The sequence below is a fragment of the Mesorhizobium sp. M1050 genome (assembly GCF_040318715.1).
In the GTDB taxonomy this organism is placed as follows: Bacteria; Pseudomonadota; Alphaproteobacteria; order Rhizobiales; family Rhizobiaceae; genus Mesorhizobium.
The window spans coordinates 93,869-112,263 of sequence record NZ_JAMYMV010000011.1; the positions used below are offsets into that span (position 1 = coordinate 93,869).

Here is an 18,395-nt window from a genome sequence, read left to right on the forward strand (position 1 = left end):
CGGAGCACTGCCATGACGGGTAGCAAGGACTATGTGGTCGCCGACATCTCGCTTGCCGGCTGGGGCCGCAAGGAAATCGAGATCGCCGAGACCGAAATGCCGGGCCTGATGGCCAGCCGCGAGGAATTCGGCGACAAGCAGCCGCTCAAGGGCGCGCGCATCACCGGCTCGCTGCACATGACCATCCAGACGGCGGTGCTGATCGAGACGCTGAAGGCGCTCGGCGCCGACATCCGCTGGGCCTCCTGCAATATCTTCTCGACCCAGGATCACGCGGCCGCGGCCATCGCCGAGGCCGGTATCCCGGTGTTCGCCGTCAAGGGCGAGTCGCTTGAGCAGTACTGGGACTACACCGACAAGATTTTCCAGTGGACCGACGGCGGCCTCTCCAACATGATCCTCGATGATGGCGGCGACGCCACCATGTACATCCTGATAGGCGCCCGCGCCGAGGCCGGGGAGGACGTGCTGTCCAACCCGCAGAGCGAGGAAGAGGAATACTTCTACGCGCAGGTCAAGCAGCGCCTGAAGGCTTCGCCCGGCTTCTTCACCAAGCAGAAGGCGGCAATCCGCGGCGTCACCGAAGAGACGACGACCGGCGTCAACCGGCTCTACCAGTTGCAGAAGAAGGGCCTGCTGCCCTTCCCCGCCATCAACGTCAACGACTCGGTCACCAAGTCGAAGTTCGACAACAAATACGGTTGCAAGGAATCGCTGGTCGACGGTATCCGTCGCGGCACCGACACGATGATGGCCGGAAAGGTTGCCGTCGTCTGCGGTTACGGCGACGTCGGCAAGGGCTCGTCGGCCTCGCTCAAGGGCGCCGGCGCCCGCGTCAAGGTCACCGAGGTCGATCCGATCTGCGCCCTGCAGGCGGCGATGGATGGTTTTGAAGTCGTCACGCTGGAAGACGCGGCACCCACCGCCGACATCGTTATCACCACCACCGGCAACAAGGATGTCGTCACCCTCGACCACATGCGCTCGATGAAGGACATGGTGATCGTCGGCAACATCGGTCACTTCGACAACGAGATCCAGGTGGCCGCGCTGCGCAACCTGAAATGGACCAACGTCAAGCCGCAGGTGGACATGATCACCTTCCCGGACGGCAAGCGGATGATCCTTCTGTCGGAAGGCCGCCTGCTCAATCTCGGTAACGCAACCGGCCACCCGAGCTTCGTCATGTCGGCGTCCTTCACCAACCAGGTGCTTGCCCAGATCGAGCTGTACACCAAGCCCGGCCAGTACGAGAACCAGGTCTATGTCCTGCCCAAGCATCTCGATGAAAAGGTCGCGCGCCTGCATCTCGACAAGCTTGGCGCCCGCCTCACCGAATTGTCTGGCGAGCAGGCGGCCTATATCGGCGTCACGCCGCAGGGTCCGTTCAAGCCGGAACACTACCGCTATTAACCAAATCTAAAAGTGCTACCAGATATTGAGGCCGGGCGATTGACTTTTCGCCCGGCTTTATTTTTGCGCGCAATCGCCTTCACGACGATTCGGCGAGGGTTTATTGTCAGGTGATTCGCGACGCTTCCAGCCCGAGAGGGGTTCAAGAGAGGTGTGCATCAGGGCGGTCTTGCATTCAGGCGGCGGAGAGGACCAAGACATGCCGGGGCAACACCCGCACAGAGCGGGACGGGCCGTTTCCGGCGGCCATGACGATTCGAGGATCACTGGCTCCGCCTTGCAAAGCGGGGGCGTGTCCTGGCGCGTCCGTGCGTCGATCTTCCTTGCCACCTCCGCGCTTGCCGGTCCTTTGGCAGGTGCTGTCGCGCATGCCGAGACCGCTGGTTCCGCCGTCGCCGGATTGTCGATGAGCGCCGTCGAGGTGATGCAGCTTGCCGTGTTTGTCGGGGTGACGGGCGCTGCCCTTCTCTCGGCCATCGTTCTCATCCGCGAAAGAGCCCGCACCTCGGCGGAAAATGTCGAGCTCAGGAGCCGCCTCGCCGATATCAACGCGGCGCTCCGCCGCTCGGAGGCGCTGCTCAATCTGCGCGACCAGCGCGTGGTCGTCTGGGCCGCGGAAAACAAGAAGCCGGAACTCATCGGCACATTGCCCGTCGAAAGCGGCGCTCCGGAGGACCGGGCCGCTTTCCTTGCTTTCGGCCGGTGGCTGATGCCGCGTTCGGCGGCAGCACTTGAACATGCCGTTGCGGGATTGCGCGAAAAGGCCAAACCCTTCGACCTCGTCATCGAATCGCAGGCCGGCGCTCCGCTCGAAGTGCATGGTCGCAAGAGCGCGGCGCATGTGCTCGTGCGTTTTATCTCGCTTTCGGAGACGCAGCGCAGCCAGGCCAGGCTGAAGATCGAGAACCAACGGCTGGCCGCCGACCATGATACGATGATCGGCCTGCTCGACGCGCTGAACATGCCGGCCTGGCTTCGCAGCGCGGATGGGCGGCTGAAGTGGGTCAACCGGGCCTATGCCGATGCGGTCGAATCCGAAAATGCCGAAACCGCGGTTCGGGAGGCAAAAGAGTTCCTCGGTGGCCAGGCACGCGACGCGATTGCCGCCCAGCACAAGACGCATCCGGTCTTCGAACAGTCGCTTTCCACCGTGATCGAAGGTGATCGCCGTGTGTTTGCGGTCACCGATTTCGCCGGCAGCGAAGGCTCGGCCGGCCTTGCTTGCGACACCAGCGCCATCGAGACGGTTCGCGGCGAATACGAGCGGACCGTCAGGAGCCACGCCGACACGCTCGACCAGCTCAATACGGCGGTCGCCATTTTCGACACCGACGAAAAGCTGCGGTTCTTCAATCAGGCCTTTCAGAAGCTATGGGGCCTCGACAGTGGTTTCCTGCACAGCGCTCCCGACAATGCGCTGCTGCTCGACCGGCTGCGCAGCGAGGGCAAGATCGCCGAGCAACCGGAATGGCGCCGCTGGAAGGAAGGTTTGCTCGGCGCCTATCGTGCCGTGGAATCGCAGGAGCATTGGTGGCATCTGCCGGACGGCAAGACCATCCGCGTCGTCGCCAACCCGCAGCCCAAGGGTGGCGTGACCTGGGTGTTCGAGAACCTGACCGAGAAGATGGACCTCGAAAGCCGCTACCAGACAGCGGTGCGGGTCCAGGGCGAGACGCTCGACAATCTTGCCGAAGGCGTCGCGGTGTTCGGCCCCGACGGCAGGCTTCGGCTGTCGAATCCCGCCTTTGCCACACTCTGGGGTTTGAGCGGCGAAGCGGCCAAGCCAAATGTCCACGTCTCCACGGTCCGCGACCTTTGCGACCGGCAGGCGGCGGACAGTCCCTGGCCAGGCTTCGTCGCCGCCATCACCGGCTTCGACGACGAGCGCCGCGACCGCCACGGCCAGACCGAACTCAACAACGGCAATGTGCTGAGCTACGCCATGATCCCGTTACCCAACGGGCAGGTGATGATGACCTTCGTCGACGTTACCGACAGCGTTCATGTCGAAAGGGCGCTGAAGGACAAGAACGAGGCGCTGCAAAAATCCGACCAGCTCAAGAACGAATTCGTCCAGCACGTCTCCTATGAACTGCGCTCACCGTTGACCAACATCATCGGCTTCACCGAACTGCTGTCGCAGCCCACGACCGGTCCGCTGACGCAGAAACAGCGCGAATATGTCGAGCATGTCAGCTCGTCGTCCTCGGTGCTGCTCACCATCGTCAACGACATCCTCGATTTGGCGACGGTGGACGCCGGCATCATGGAGCTCGACATTTCCGAGGTGCAGGTCGATCGCACCATTGCGGCCGCGGCCGAACTGGTGGCCGACCGGCTGGAAGAGCATTCGATCAGGCTCGAGATCGACGCCACTGCCGCGCCGAAGACGTTCCACGGCGACGAAATCCGTGTCCGCCAGATACTCTACAATCTGCTCAGCAACGCCGCCAACTACGCGCCGGAAGCCAGCACCATCCGGCTCACTTGCCGCAATCTGGCGGACGGGGTGGAATTCTCGGTTCATGACGACGGCCCCGGCATGCCGCCCGATGTGCTCGATTCGGTGTTTCGCCGCTTCGAGCCGCGCGCCAATGGCGGCCGCCGGCGCGGTGCCGGTCTCGGCCTGTCGATCGTCAAGAGCTTTGTCGAGCTGCATGGCGGCAGCGTTCGCATCGAAACCGGCAAGGACAAGGGCACGACCGTCATCTGCACCTTTCCCGACATGCCGGGCATCCGCGCCGCGGCCGAGTAGCACGCTCGATGACGGGATTGGTGCTGGAGCGTTTGCTCGCCGACGAGACACAGACAGCACGGCTGGGCGAAGATCTTGCCCTGTCACTGCGCCCGGGTGATGTGCTTGCCCTCAAGGGCGATCTCGGCGCCGGCAAGTCGACGTTGGCGCGGGCCTTGATCAGGACCTTGGCCGACGATGCCGGTCTCGATGTTCCGAGCCCGACCTTCACGCTGGTGCAGAGCTACGACACGCGCATCCCGGTCCATCATTTCGATCTCTACCGCCTGTCCTCGGCGGCCGAGATCGATGAGCTCGGCTTCGACGAAGCCCTGACCCAAGGCGCCGCTTTGGTCGAATGGCCGGAACGGGCCGAAGATTATCTGCCGAAAACCACGGTCCTGATCGAGCTCGTCCAGCATGGCGACGGCCGGTTGGCGAGATTGTCGGGGCAGGGCGCTCCCTTCGATCGGGCGGCACGATCGCTGGCCATGCGCGACTTTCTCGTGAACGCCGGCTGGGGGCAAGCGCAGCGCCGCCATTTCGTTGGCGATGCTTCGGCCCGCTCCTACGAGATCGTTTCGCTGCCGGACCGGAAGCCGCGAGTGCTGATGAACTCGCCTCGGCTGGTGCTCGGCCCACCCGTGCGCGACGGCAGAGCCTATGCCGAGATCGCTCATACCGCCCAGTCGGTCTCCGCCTTCGTCGCCGTCGACCGCGCCTTGAAGGCCGGCGGCGTCAGCGTTCCGGAAATCCATGCCGAGGACCAGGAGCAGGGATTCCTGCTGCTCGAACACCTTGGTTCTGAAGGATTTCTCGGCGGCGATGGCCAGCCAGTGGCCGAGCGCTGCACGGCGGCGGCCGAGCTGCTGGCCATGATGCATGGCAGGACCTGGCCGCAGCGCCTGGAAACAGGGCACGGCGGTTTCCACGACGTGCCGCCTTTCGACCGTGATGCCATGATCATCGAAGTCGATCTGCTGGTCGATTGGTACGTGCCGGCGCTATCGGGCAGCCCGGCAAGCGACAGCTTGCGCGCCGGCTACCACAGGGAGTGGAATGCGCTTCTCGACCGTCTGCACGGCCGCGAAGTCACGCTGATGCTGCGCGACTTCCATTCGCCCAACATCATCTGGCGCGGCGATCGTTTCGGGCATGACCGGCTGGGCATTGTCGATTTCCAGGATGCGCTGATCGGCCCGTCCGCCTATGACGTCGCCTCGCTCGCCATGGACGCGCGCGTCACGATGTCGCCCGAGATCGAGAGAGAGACGCTCGATGCCTATATCGCGGCGCGCCACGCAGCCGGCGCTTTCGACGAAGCAAGTTTCCTGGAATCCTACGCCATCATGGCGGCGCAGCGGAACTCCAAGATCCTCGGCATCTTCGTCCGGCTCGAAAAGCGCGACGGCAAGCCCTATTATCTAAAACATCTGCCGCGCATTCGCGATTATCTGCGTCGGGCCTTGTCTCATCCGGCGCTGGCAAGCATGCGCGATTTCTACAACGCCAACGGTTTGCTGGAGGAGCGAGCGCTGTGACAGCAAAACCGGACACTGCCATCGTACTTGCCGCCGGGCTCGGCAAACGCATGCGGCCGATCACCGACACCATTCCCAAGCCGCTGGTCAGGATCGCCGGCAAGACGCTGCTCGACTGGAGCCTCGACAGCCTGGCCGCCGCCGGTGTCGGCAAGGCCGTGGTCAACGTCCATTATTTTCCCGAACAGATCGTCGCCCATGTCGCGGCGCGCCAGTCGCCGAAGATTGTTATCTCCGATGAAAGTGAGAAACTGCTCGATTCCGCCGGCGGCATCGTCAAGGCATTGCCGGAACTGGGTGAGCGGCCCTTCTACATCCTCAACGCCGACACGTTCTGGATCGACGACGGTCCTCTCAATCTCAAGCGCCTCGCCCTTGCATGGGACGCGGCGAAAATGGATATTCTGCTGATGCTGGCGGATCTCCATCAGGCGACCGGACACTGCGGCAGCACCGATTTCCTGGTGGCGCCGGATGGTGGCTTGCGGCGTTCAAAAGGCGATCCGGCGGGCCTGATCTACGCCGGCGCGGCGATCGTCCATCCGCGGCTGTTCGGGCAAGCAGCTGCCGGGCCGCACTCGCTCAACGCCTATTTCGATTCGAGCATCGCCGCCGGGCGGCTGTTCGGCATGCCCATGCACGGCCAGTGGATCACCGTCGGCACGCCCGATGCCATTCCGCTCGCCGAAGCGGCGGTCGCCGGCGCGTTAATCGAGTCGCAATGAGCGGCTCAAGCCGCGTTTTCTCGATCCCGCCCGGAGCGCCGTTTCTACCGACGCTTGCCGAAGCGCTGCTTGCCGGCCGCCTTGTTCCTGGCTTTCGCTTCGACGGCGACCCGCTCGCTTTGGCCGATGTCACCATCTATGTGCCGACGCGCCGCGCCGCGCGCGCGCTGCGGGGTGTCTTCGTCGACAGCCTGGCGGCACGCGGCGGCGGCGGTTCGGCGATCCTGCCGGTTGTCCGGCCACTCGGCGAGTTCGATGAGGATGAGGCCGCGTTCGAGACCGAGGCAGCGGCGGCGATCGATCTCGCACCGCCGATAGCCGCGACTGAGCGCCTGTTGCTGCTGACGCCGCTGGTGCGCGCCTGGAAACGCCGGCTGCCGGCGCATGTCGCCGCGCTCTTCGCCGAGGAGATCGTCATCCCGGCCTCCACCGCCGATGCGATCTGGCTGGCGCGCGATCTGGCAAGGCTGATGGACGAGATCGAGACGGAAGGCACGGACTGGGCCAAGCTCACCGACCTGGTGACCGGCAATCTTGCCGGATGGTGGCAGGTGACGCTTGAATTCCTCGGCATCGTCACCGACGCCTGGCCGAAATTCCTCGCGGAAAGCGATCGCTCCAATCCAGCCGCGCATCGCAGCGCGCTGATCCGCGCCGAGGCGGCGCGGCTGCAGCGCAATCCGCCCGCTGGACCGGTCATCGCCGCCGGCTCGACCGGCTCCATTCCGGCCACCGCTGAGCTGCTTGCGGCGATCGCCCGCTTGCCCGGCGGCGCCATCGTGCTGCCAGGCCTCGACCGGACGCTGGACGAAGCGTCCTTCCAGGCAATCGCCGCGCCGGGTGCGCGTCCGGCCGTGCTAGGCCATCCGCAATATGGCCTGGCCAGGCTGATCGCCAAGATCGGGGTGTTGCGCGGCGATGTCGAGGAGATCGGCGCGCCCGTGCCACGGCTCGCGCTTCGCGCCGCTCTTGTCGGCGAAGCGTTGCGGCCGGCCGAGACCACCGAATTGTGGGCCGAGACGCGCGACGGTTTTTCAGCATCCGACATCGCCGGGGCCTTCGCCGGCGTGACCCTGCTCGAAGCGGCCAGCGAACGCGACGAAGCCGTCGCCATCGCCGTCGCGCTCAAGCGCGCGGTCGAAGTATCAGGCCAAAAGGCGGCTCTCGTAACCGGCGACCGCGCGCTGGCGCGGCGCGTCTCGATCGAGCTCCAGCGCTTCGGCGTCGTCGCAGACGATTCCGGCGGCACGCCGCTCGCCAACACCCCGGCGGCCAGCCTGCTCAGGCTGGCGCTCGAGGCGGTGTTCCGGCCAGGCGATCCCGTCGGCCTGCTGTCGCTGCTCAAGCATCCGCTGCTTGGCCTTGGCCTCGAACGGGCTGATGTGCGCGGTGCGGCGGAGCTTGTCGAACTGGTGGCGCTGCGCGGCGGCACCGGCCGCCCCGACATCGTTTCGCTTCCGGAATTGTTCGAGGCTCGCCTCACCGGCCTGGGCAGCGGCAGCCGGCCACCTTTCTGGTTTTCCCGGCTGACCGTGCGCACCATCGAAAGCGCACGGAATTTGCTGGACCGTCTCACGCAAGCACTGGCGCCACTTGCGGCCTTCCGGGGCCAGGATGACGCCGACCTTGCCGCGCTGGTCACAGCCAGCGTCGTCGCACTCGAAAATCTCGGCCGCACCGCCGATGGCGGCCTTGGCGAACTCTATGCCGGTGACGCCGGCGAAAAGCTTGCCGAACTGCTGCGCGGGCTGATCGCGGCTTCCGCGCCCTTGTCGTTCGCGGCGAACGAATGGCCCGACGTGATGGCGGCGCTGGTCGCGCCTGAAACGGTAAAACCGGCGCAAGGCACCGACAGGAATATCTCCATCTGGGGTGCGCTGGAAGCACGCTTGCAGACTGTCGACACGCTGGTCGTCGGCGGGCTGAACGAGGGCGTATGGCCGCGCAAGCCCGAGAGCGACCGCTTCATGTCGCGGCTGATGAAGACTGGCATCGATCTCGAACCGCCGGAACGGCGCATCGGCCTTGCCGCGCATGATTTCCAGATGGCCATGGGCGCGAAGAAGGTGCTGCTGGCCCGCTCGGCGCGTGCCGGCGATGCACCGGCGGTGCCGTCGCGCTGGTTGCAGCGCCTGCTCACCTTCATCGGCAACGACCAGGCGGCAGCGCTGCGCCGCCGTGGTGACGAACTGCTCACCTGGGCGCGCGCGCTCGACTCCGGTCCAAGACAGGATTTCGCGCCGCGGCCGCAGCCGAAGCCGCCCTTGTCAGTGCGCCCTGGCCATTTCTCGGTCACCGAGATCGAGACACTGCGTCGTGATCCCTATGCCGTCTACGCAAGGCGAATCCTCGGCCTGATGCCGCTCGATCCGGTCATCCGCGACCCCGGTGCGGCCGAGCGCGGCACGCTGTTCCATGCCATCCTGCACCTGTTCGCGGCGCGCGTCGCCGACCCACGCGCGCCCGACGCGCTCGCTGGCCTCATATCAGCCGGCCGTGCCTGTTTTGCCGATGCAGCCCTTCCAGTCGATGTCGAAGCGGTGTGGTGGCCGCGTTTCGAAAAGCTTGCCGCCAACATCATCGAGTGGGAGCGCACGCGCGCCGGCGCGGTGATCCGGCGGCATGCCGAGGAGCGTGCCGGAAAGACCGTCGTCGGCCAGTCCGGCGTGACGCTGTCCGGCTATGCCGACCGTGTCGACCTGCTGGCTGGCGGCATGGCCGACATATTGGATTACAAGACCGGCTCCTCGCCGTCCAAGGCGCAGGCGCACACGTTGCTGGCGCCGCAACTGGCACTGGAGGGCGCTCTGCTGAGGCGCGGCGCCTTCAAAGATCTGGGCGCGCGCGAACCCTCGCAGCTGGCCTTCATCAGGCTGAAGCCGAATGGCGAAGTGTTCGAGGAATCCATCCTCGAACACAACCGCCAGCCGCGCACCGCCACCGATCTTGCCGAAGAGGCCTGGGCACGGCTGGAAAAGCTTCTGATCCACTATGCCGATCCGGCGACCGGATACCTGTCGCGCGCACTGCCGTTTCGCGAAGGCGAGACCGATGGCGATTACGACCATCTTGCCCGCGTGCTGGAATGGTCGGCCGGCGGCGACGCCGGTGACGAGGGAGGGGAGGCATGAAGAGGGCCTATCCTATCCCGAGCGACACCGCGACCAGCCAGGCCCGCGCCGCCGACCCTCAGAATTCCGCCTGGGTGTCGGCGAACGCCGGCTCCGGCAAGACCCACGTGCTGGCCCAGCGCGTCATCCGGCTGCTGCTGCGCGGCACCGATCCGTCGAAGATCCTGTGCCTGACCTATACGCGCGCCGCTGCCGCCAACATGTCCAATCGGGTGTTCTCGACACTGTCGGAATGGACGACGCTTGGTGACGCGGATCTGGCGTCGAAGGTCGAGGCCCTGGAAGGCCGCCGGCCGGATCCGGAGACCATGCGCCGCGCGCGGCGCCTTTTCGCCGAGGCGCTGGAAACGCCCGGCGGGCTGAAGATCCAGACCATTCACGCCTTCTGCGAATCGGTGCTGCACCAGTTCCCGCTAGAGGCCAACATCCCAGCCCATTTCGAGATGCTCGACGGCCAGATGGAGGCTTCGTTGTTCGCCGCGGCGCGCCGCGACATGATCTCGGGAACTGCCGCCGGCGACAGGGATCTGGCCGAGGCCTTTGCCACTATCCTCGACCGGGGCGGCGAAGCCGGGCTCGATGCCTTGCTGGGCGAGATCGTGCGCAAGCGCGACGGCTTGCGCAATTTCATCGACGCGGTCGGGCGCGACGGCACGCGCTTCCAGGCGCTGTTCGACGAATTCCATTTCCGCCCCGGCCAGACCGCCGAGGGCATAGCGGCATCGGTCTGGCCGCTGCCGGGCTTCCTGCCCGACTATTTTGCCGGCTTCGCCCAGGCCGCCGATGCCGCCGATGCCAGGACGGTGCTGAACAACATCCTGCCCTATGCGCGCCAGGCGTTCGCCGAGAGCGATCCCATTCGCCGCCTGCAATTGCTCGCAAGAGCCTTCCTCAAGACCGATGGCGACGCCTACGACCCGGCAAAAGCCTTCAAGAAGGCGCTGGTCGACCGACTGCCGGATCTGGCGGAGCGCTATCTCTCAGCAGCCAGCACGATCGTTGAAACCGTCGATCGGCTGGCCCTGTTCCGGATGCTGGAAGGCACGGTTGCCGCGCTGACCATCGCCGACTGGCTGATCGCCCGCTATGAAGTGCTGAAGCGCAGCCGCGGCTTTCTCGATTTCAACGATTTGATCACCCGCACCGTCAACCTTCTGGCGCGGCCCGATGCCGGCCCCTGGGTGCAATACAAGCTCGACCAGGGCATCGACCACATCCTGCTCGACGAGGCACAGGACACCAGCCCGGATCAATGGGAGGTTGTGAAGCGGCTGGCGGAAGAGTTCTTTGCCGGCCTCGGCGCCCGCGACAGGGTCCATCGCACGGTCTTCGCTGTCGGCGACGAGAAGCAGTCCATCTATTCCTTCCAGGGAGCCGCGCCGGATTCCTTCGCCGACAGCCGGCTGTTGTTTGCTGGCCGAGTGCGCGACGCCGAAGCGTCCTTCGCCGACCTCAAGCTGACCTGGTCGTTCCGGTCGACCGATGACGTTCTGGCCGCCGTCGACCGCGTCTTCGCCGATCCCCTCGTGCGGCGCGGCATCAGCCATGATCCCGATCCGCTGAGCCACAAGGCGATCCGCACCGATGCGCCGGGCTATGTCGAGGTGTGGCCGTCGGTCGGTGCCGATATTGTCGACGAGCCCGACGATTGGACGCAAGCCATCGACCATGCCCATGCGCCGGCGGTGCGCGTCGCTGAGAACGTCGCCGCCACCATTGCCGGCTGGATCGGCACCAGTGAGATTATCGAAGGCCGCGGCAAGCGGCTGCGGCCTGGTGACGTGCTGGTGCTGGTGCGCAAGCGCGACCGCTTCGTCCATGCGCTGACCCGGGCGCTCAAACGGCGCGACATCCCGGTCGCCGGCGCCGACCGGCTGAGCCTGCCCGGCCATATCGCCGTCAGGGACCTGATCGCGCTTGGCCATCTCCTGATCCAGCCGCAGGACGATCTGTCGCTCGCCGCCGTGCTGCGCAGTCCGATCTTCGATTTGCCCGAGGAGGAACTGTTCACGCTCGCTGCGGAGAGGGCAGCTGGGCTGTCGTTGCTCGCATCGCTGCGCCAGCGTGCCGGCGAAAGCGAGCGACTGACAAAGATCGTCGCCCAGCTCGACACCTGGGCGGGCGAGGCCGCCTTCAAGCCGGTGTTCGAATTCTATGCCGGGCTGCTGGCGCGCGATGGCGTGCGCAAAAAGATGATCGCGCGGCTCGGGCCCGAGGCGGGCGACATTCTCGACGAGTTCCTGAGTTTCTGCCTCGCCGAGGAGCGAACCGGCCTGCCTGGGCTGGAAGCCTTCCTGTCGACACTGGAAAACGCCGGTCCCGAGATCAAGCGTGAGATGGACCAGACCCGCGACGAGGTCCGGGTCATGACCGTGCATGCCGCCAAGGGCCTGGAGGCGCCGGTCGTGTTCCTGGTCGATGGCGGTTCCGCCCCGTTCAGCGACCAGCATCTGCCGCGCCTGATGCCCTTTGACGGCTCCGGCGCCACCTGGGATGGCAAGGGCTATCTCTGGCGCTCGGCCAGCGACGTCGCCAACGGCTTTTCCAAAGCAGCGGCAGCGCGGGCACGGGAACTTGCCGACGACGAATACCGCCGGCTGCTCTATGTCGGCATGACCCGTGCCGAGGACCGGCTGATCGTCTGCGGCTATCACGGCAAGCGGGCGCCGAACGCCGGCACCTGGCACTCGATCGTCAGCCGCGCACTGGTCGGCGCGCCAGAGAGCCAGCAGCATCCGCATCCCGCCGGCGGCGAGCCTGTGCATCGCTTCCATGTCACCAGGCTGCCGCCGGTCGCACTGGTGTCCAGCGAGCAGGCACGGCAAGCCGACGCTTTCGAGCCTTTGCCGACTGGCCTGTTCCGGCCCTTGCCGCCGTTCGAGGACTTGCCGCGTCCCCTGTCGCCATCCGGCGCCGCGGCGCTGATCGACGAAGGCAAGGAAGCCGTGATCGACAAGGCGTCGCCGGTGCTCGATGCCGATGCGGAGCCAGGTTTTGCCGTGCTGCGTGGGCTTGCCCTGCACAAGCTGCTGCAGATGCTGCCCGGCATTGCCGAGCCCGAACGCGCGGGAGCAGCGGAACGCTACCTCGCACGAACCGGCGCCGGCTGGCCTCCGTCAGAGCGGGAGAAAGCCTTGGCTTCGGTCACTTCGATCCTTGCGGATCCCCGCTTCAGTCAGCTGTTTGCGCCGTCGTCGCGTGCCGAGGTCGCGATCATGGGCAGCCTGGAGGTCAAGGGCAAAAAGCGCTCGATTTCCGGCAAGATCGACCGGCTGGCGGTGACGCCGGACGCGGTCTCGATCGTCGACTACAAGACCAACCGGCCGGCACCCGCCTCTCTGGCCGAGGTCCCGCCGGCCTATGTCCTGCAGCTGGCGCTCTATCGTGCCCTGCTGCAGCCGCTTTATCCCGGTCGCGCGGTCCAGGCGGCCTTGCTGTTCACCGAGGCGCCGCGGCTGATCGAGCTGCCGGCGAGCGCCATGGACGACGCCCTTGCTCGACTCACGGGAGCGTGACACAACACCTGCTTGAAGAAGGGTGCGATCACCACCACATTTGGTGCGACGAAAAATTTCGAAAGGATTTCTGCATGACCACTGTCAAGGTCGACAAGAGCAATTTTCAGGCCGATGTGCTTAACGCCAGCGTACCGGTCGTCGTCGATTTCTGGGCGGAATGGTGCGGTCCCTGCAAGATGATCGCGCCGGCGCTTGAGGATATCGCCAGCGAACTTGGCGCCAAGATTAAGATTGCCAAGCTGAACATCGACGAGAATCCCGAGCTTGCCGCGCAGTTCGGCGTGCGCTCGATCCCGACGCTGATGATCTTCAAGGGCGGCGAAGTGGCCGACATGAAGGTCGGTGCGGCGCCCAAGACCGCGCTGTCGCACTGGATCAATGGCAGCCTCGCCTGATCCATCTGAAATTCCTGATATCAAGCCCGGCCTCGCGCCGGGCTTTTTGTTGGCGTCACTACAGGGCCGCGCGTCTATGGCCGCACGCTGTAGCAATTGGATTGGCGCATGATCCTTTCGGAAAATCGAGACCGAGTTTCTGGGTCATGCGCTGGGCGGCTCTGGCCCTCACACCCGGGCACTCCATGTCTTCTGTTGTCGATGCAGGATGTCTTCTGTTGGCAGCGCAAGCAGGGAGAAACGACATGACCGGATCCGCCAAGGCCACCGTCTTCATCGACAATGAACGCGTCATCGTCACCGAATACCGCTTCGCGCCGGGCGAGAACACCGGCTGGCACCGCCACGGCCACGACTATGTCGTCGTGCCGCTGATGGACGGCAAGGTAAAGCTGTTGACCAAGGACGGCGAATCCTTCGCCGAGATGAAGAAGGGCGCGCCCTATTTCCGCAGGGAAGGCGTCGAGCATGACGTCATCAACGCCAATGACGGCGACTATGCCTTCATCGAGATCGAGCTGAAGTGATGGCATGCCATCATCTGCCATCTTGATGGCAGGAGTAGAAAAGGCTATCTTTCTCAAAAGGGAGTTTGAAATGGCCGAACCCCAGCTTTCCGTCCGCAGCGCAAAAGCACGTGATCTTGCGCATCGACTCGCTCGTCGCGAAAACCGCTCAATAGCTGATATCGTCGAACGCGCGCTTGAATCCTATGAGATTCGGGAGGCCGGGCGAGAACCGGCATCCGCCTTCTACTCTCGCCTGACGGCAAGCGTTGGCGTCGACATCGATCTGGAAGAAATCATCCGGGAAAGCCGCAAGGTCCATACAGGGCCGGAGCTTTGATTTTCGTCGACACCAATGTGATTTCAGAGAGCCTTAGAAAGGCGCCTGACGCGGCTGTCATGGCTTGGCTGGTCCGCAACGATGCCGAACTGGCGCTTCCCACGGTGGCGATTGCCGAAATCGCTTTCGGCATCCAAAAGATACGACCTGACGAGCGTGCCGATCGCCTGGAGCAAGGTCTCTCCCAATGGCGCCATCGCTTTGCCGGTCGCATTTTTGGGCTGACGGAGGAGGCGGCTCTGGCTTATGGCGAGATTATGGGAACGGCGACGCGCCAGGGCCGGGGCATGTCGGCACCCGATGGCATGATTGCAGCGACAGTGCGCGTGAATGGCGGTCGGCTGGCAACGCGTAACCTGAACGACTTCGGCCCGGCCAACCTTGAGCTGATCTCACCTTGGGATTTCTAGGGCGTCTCACCGTTCACGGAACAGGCGGAATGCTCTACCAGTCGGCGATGCGATCACCGCCGACGAATTGCGCACTTTTGGCGGTGTATTCAAACAGCTCGATCTTCACACCGTTGGGATCGCGTATCCAGGCCTGAAACGTGTCGTCGCAGGCGTGCTTCTTATCCGTGACATCGACGCCTTTCGATCTGATATGGGCGATCGCCGCGTCGATGTTTTCAACCTCAAGGCAAAGTGGTTGATCTGGTTCTGCTCGCTATATGCGGTGCCGTCCTTCTGGAACACCTCGACATGGCTGCTGCCGCCGCAATTGAGGTAGAACCCGAAAATCTTGCCGTCGCGCAGGAAATTGAATTGGGTGTCGAGGCCGAGCACGTCGCGATAGAAGCTTCGCGTCGCTTCCAGGTTATTCGCGAAGATGCAGACATGGGCGAGCTGCTTGACCTTGATCATGACTGGCTCCTCTCGAAGGTCTGGCCTCAGGTCGGCGGCGTGCCGTTCTCGGCCAGCACCGCGCCGGCCAGGTACAATGAACCGCCGATCAAGATGCGCGGCGGCGGGCCGTCCCAGGTATCGCGCAGCAGCATCAGCGCATTGGCAACCGAACTCACCGGCTCGGCCGTCAGTCCCGCCTCCGTCGCGCGGATCGCCAGTTCGTCGTTAGGCACGCCGGCCTCGCTGAGGCTCACCGGCACCGTGTAGACATGCCGGGCCAAGCCTTTGAAGGCCCGGAAATAGCCACTCTGGTCCTTGGTGTTGATCATGCCGGAAATGAGGAAGAGCGGACGTGGGTTCTTTTCTTCCTGCTCGGCCAGCGCTTCGGCAATCACCATGCCGGCGCCCGGATTGTGGCCGCCGTCCAGCCAGATGTCGGCACCCTTCGGTGCCAGTTCCGCCAGCCGGCCCTGCGCCAGCTTCTGCATGCGGCCTGGCCAGGCGACATTGATCATCGCCTTTTCGGCAGCGCGATGGCTGATCTCGAAACCGGTCGCCTTGACCGCGGCGATCGCCGCCGCCGCATTGGCGAATTGGTGGCGCCCCGGCAGCCGTGGCGGCGGCAGGTCCATCAACCCGTCCTCGTCCTGGTAGACCATGCGGCCGTTTTCCTCATAGGCGAGGAAATCCTGGCCGTAGACGAAGGTCGGGCACTCAAGCCGATCGGCGGTTTCGATCAGCACCTGCTGTGCCGTCTCGCTTTCCTGTGCGCCGATGACCACCGGGCAGCCAGGCTTGATGATCCCGGCCTTTTCGGCGGCGATCAGTTCGACACGGTCGCCGAGATAGGCCTCGTGGTCGAGCGACACCGGCATGATCACCGATACGGCAGGCTCCTTCACGACATTGGTGGCGTCGAAACGGCCGCCGAGCCCGACCTCGATAATGGCGGCATCGGCCTGGTGTTCGGAAAACAGGAGGAAGGTGACGGCGGTGAGGATCTCGAAGACGGTGATTGTCTCGCCTTCGTTGGCCCTGGCGACGCGCGCTATGGCATCGGCGAACACCCTGTCCTCGACCAGCCTGCCGCCGCCATCGGCGGCCAGCCGGTAGCGCTCATGCCAATTGACCAGATGCGGCGAGGTGTGGACATGGACGCGGTAGTCCGCCGCCTCGAGCAGGGCGCGCGAAAACGCGGCGCACGAACCCTTGCCATTGGTGCCGGCGATGTGGATGACCGGCGGCAGCCGGTCCTGCGGGTTGTCAAGCCGCTCCAGCAGCCGCGAAATGCGGTCGAGCGAAAGGTCGAAGCCTTTCGGGTGAAGCGCCATCAGGGCTTCGATTTCGCGGTCGGCGGCAAGCGTCATCATGGAAGAATCCTATGCGGGCCGCAAAGCACGCGCAATCGCGGTTCGCGGCGCACAATGTCGCGTCAGGCGTGCGGTCGGGCTTCCGTCGGAATGGTGGCCGGCGGCAGGATTTCCGGCTCGATCGGCTTTTGCTCCTCCGGCAGCTTGAGCAGCATCCTGAGCAGGCGCGCGATGGTTTCGCGCAGTTCCAGCCGCGACACCACCATGTCGACCATGCCGTGCTCCATCAGATATTCGGAGCGCTGGAAGCCATCTGGCAGCTTTTCGCGGATGGTCTGTTCGATCACGCGCGGTCCGGCAAAGCCGATCAGCGCGCCGGGCTCGGCGATGTGCACATCGCCCAGCATGGCGTAGGAGGCAGTGACGCCGCCGGTGGTCGGGTTGGTCAAGACGACGATGTAGGGAAGACCGGCTTCCTTCAGCCTGTCGACGCCGACCGTGGTCCTCGGCAATTGCATGAGGGACAAAATACCTTCCTGCATGCGGGCACCGCCGGAGGCGGCAAAGAGGATGAGCGGCCGCTTGCGCTGCAGGGCGACTTCAAAGCCATGCACGATGGCGTCGCCGGCGGCCATACCGAGCGAGCCGCCCATGAAGGCGAAGTCCTGCACCGTCACCACAACCGGCAGGCCCTCGACGGTCCCCAGCGCGTTGATGATCGCGTCTTCCAGGCCGGTCTTGGCCTTGGCGTCCTTCAGCCGGTCGACATAGCGCTTCTCGTCGCGGAATTTCAGCGGGTCCTGCATGACCTTGGGGTTGTCCAGGGTCTCGTATTTGCCGTCGTCGAAGAAGAATTTCAGCCGCTCCTTGGCCGAGATCTTCATGTGATGACCTGACGAAGGGATGACGAACTGGTTGGATTCCAGATCCTTATGGAACACCATCTCGCCGGTCTCCGGATCCTTGATCCAGAGATTCTCGGGCATGTCGGTGCGCCGGCCGAGCATCGAATTGATCTTCGGGCGAACGTAGTTGGTGATCCAGTTCATCGCTTCGGCTCCTGTCCTGACGAAGAGTTGGGTAAAGAGGTAGGAAACTATTCGGCGGCAGCAAGGCGGGCCGAGCGCACACCTTGCGCAAGACCGCTGACCAGCGTGGCCACGGCTTCGGCAGGGTCGGCGGTCTTTTCGCCTTTCGGCCCCAGCACATTGGCCACCGCATTGACGATCGCGGTGCCGACGACGACGCCGTCGGCATTGGCGCCGATCACGCGGGCCTGCTCGGCGGTCTTGACGCCGAAGCCGACGCAGACCGGCAGGCCGGTATGGCCCTTGATGCGCTTGACCGCCGCCGCCACCTTGCCGGTGTCGGCCAGCGCCGAGCCGGTGATGCCGGTCATCGACACATAATACACGAAGCCCGACGTGTTTTGCAGCACCTTGGGCAGGCGCTTGTCATCGGTGGTCGGCGTCGCCAGCCGAATGAAATTGATACCGGCTTTCAGCGCCGGAATGCACAGTTCCTCATCCATCTCCGGCGGCAGGTCGACGACGATCAGCCCATCGATGCCACTGGCGATAGCGTCCGTGAGGAAGCGGTCGACGCCGTAGATGTAGATCGGGTTGTAATAGCCCATCAGAACGATCGGCGTCTCATTGTCGCCGGTCCGGAACTCCGCCGCCATCTTGAGTGTCTTGACCAGCGTCTGGCCGCCTTTCAGCGCCCTGAGGCCCGCGGCCTGGATCGCCGGACCGTCGGCCATCGGATCGGAAAACGGCATGCCTAGCTCGATGATGTCGGCGCCCGCGCCCGGCAGTGCCTTCATGATCGACAGCGAGGTGTCGTAGTCCGGATCGCCGCCCATGAAATAGGTGACGAGCGCCGGGCGGCCTTCGGTCTTCAGCTTTGCCATGCGGCGGTCGATGCGGGTCACCATG

13 protein-coding genes and 1 pseudogene are annotated in these 18,395 nt (G+C 64.7%); 10 read left to right on the forward strand and 4 right to left on the reverse strand.

The features are described 5' to 3' along the window. The first annotated feature begins 12 nt into the window (after positions 1 to 12). From ahcY to NKH57_RS09615, 10 genes are all read left to right on the forward strand, one after another. Positions 13 to 1,413, forward strand: a complete 1,401-nt coding sequence (ahcY, locus tag NKH57_RS09570; protein ID WP_352943745.1) for an adenosylhomocysteinase — start codon at positions 13 to 15, stop codon at positions 1,411 to 1,413. Between the two features lie 199 nt (positions 1,414 to 1,612). Beyond that, positions 1,613 to 4,168, forward strand: coding sequence for an ATP-binding protein (locus tag NKH57_RS09575; protein WP_352943747.1), 2,556 nt, complete (start codon positions 1,613 to 1,615; stop codon positions 4,166 to 4,168). A gap of 8 nt (positions 4,169 to 4,176) precedes the next feature. Beyond that, positions 4,177 to 5,688 (forward strand): tRNA (adenosine(37)-N6)-threonylcarbamoyltransferase complex ATPase subunit type 1 TsaE, encoded by a 1,512-nt coding sequence (gene tsaE / locus NKH57_RS09580; RefSeq protein ID WP_352943749.1) that lies wholly within the window; start codon positions 4,177 to 4,179, stop codon positions 5,686 to 5,688. Continuing rightward, positions 5,685 to 6,413: a nucleotidyltransferase family protein gene (locus NKH57_RS09585; protein ID WP_352943751.1), complete on the forward strand. Its 729-nt coding sequence runs from the start codon at positions 5,685 to 5,687 to the stop codon at positions 6,411 to 6,413. Before tsaE ends, NKH57_RS09585 begins: the two co-directional genes overlap by 4 nt. Then, on the forward strand, positions 6,410 to 9,544 hold the full coding sequence (gene addB, locus NKH57_RS09590; protein WP_352943753.1) for a double-strand break repair protein AddB: 3,135 nt from the start codon (positions 6,410 to 6,412) through the stop codon (positions 9,542 to 9,544). The genes NKH57_RS09585 and addB overlap by 4 nt, the downstream gene beginning before the upstream one ends. Next, a complete protein-coding gene (addA, locus tag NKH57_RS09595) occupies positions 9,541 to 13,059 on the forward strand; it encodes a double-strand break repair helicase AddA (RefSeq protein WP_352943755.1) in 3,519 nt (1,172 codons plus the stop codon). Before addB ends, addA begins: the two co-directional genes overlap by 4 nt. Positions 13,060 to 13,133: 74 nt before the next feature. Next, positions 13,134 to 13,457 (forward strand): thioredoxin, encoded by a 324-nt coding sequence (trxA, locus tag NKH57_RS09600; protein WP_352603141.1) that lies wholly within the window; start codon positions 13,134 to 13,136, stop codon positions 13,455 to 13,457. Positions 13,458 to 13,702: 245 nt separating this feature from the next. Next, on the forward strand, positions 13,703 to 13,984 hold the full coding sequence (locus tag NKH57_RS09605) for a cupin domain-containing protein (protein ID WP_352943758.1): 282 nt from the start codon (positions 13,703 to 13,705) through the stop codon (positions 13,982 to 13,984). Positions 13,985 to 14,054: 70 nt separating this feature from the next. Further along, a complete protein-coding gene (locus tag NKH57_RS09610) occupies positions 14,055 to 14,303 on the forward strand; it encodes a hypothetical protein (protein WP_023761145.1) in 249 nt (82 codons plus the stop codon). Continuing rightward, positions 14,300 to 14,713, forward strand: a complete 414-nt coding sequence (locus tag NKH57_RS09615) for a type II toxin-antitoxin system VapC family toxin (protein ID WP_352835172.1) — start codon at positions 14,300 to 14,302, stop codon at positions 14,711 to 14,713. The genes NKH57_RS09610 and NKH57_RS09615 overlap by 4 nt, the downstream gene beginning before the upstream one ends. Positions 14,714 to 14,747: 34 nt before the next feature. Here the strand turns inward: NKH57_RS09615 and NKH57_RS09620 are convergent. From NKH57_RS09620 to trpA, 4 genes and pseudogenes are all read right to left on the reverse strand, one after another. Further along, positions 14,748 to 15,166: pseudogene (locus NKH57_RS09620) on the reverse strand (VOC family protein). A gap of 26 nt (positions 15,167 to 15,192) precedes the next feature. After that, positions 15,193 to 16,518, reverse strand: a complete 1,326-nt coding sequence (locus NKH57_RS09625) for a bifunctional folylpolyglutamate synthase/dihydrofolate synthase (RefSeq protein WP_352943760.1) — start codon at positions 16,516 to 16,518, stop codon at positions 15,193 to 15,195. Between the two features lie 62 nt (positions 16,519 to 16,580). Next, positions 16,581 to 17,507 (reverse strand): acetyl-CoA carboxylase, carboxyltransferase subunit beta, encoded by a 927-nt coding sequence (gene accD, locus NKH57_RS09630; RefSeq protein ID WP_023761149.1) that lies wholly within the window; start codon positions 17,505 to 17,507, stop codon positions 16,581 to 16,583. A 47-nt stretch (positions 17,508 to 17,554) separates the two neighbouring features. Continuing rightward, a complete protein-coding gene (trpA, locus tag NKH57_RS09635) occupies positions 17,555 to 18,394 on the reverse strand; it encodes a tryptophan synthase subunit alpha (RefSeq protein WP_023761150.1) in 840 nt (279 codons plus the stop codon). Between the last annotated feature and the right edge of the window lies 1 nt (position 18,395).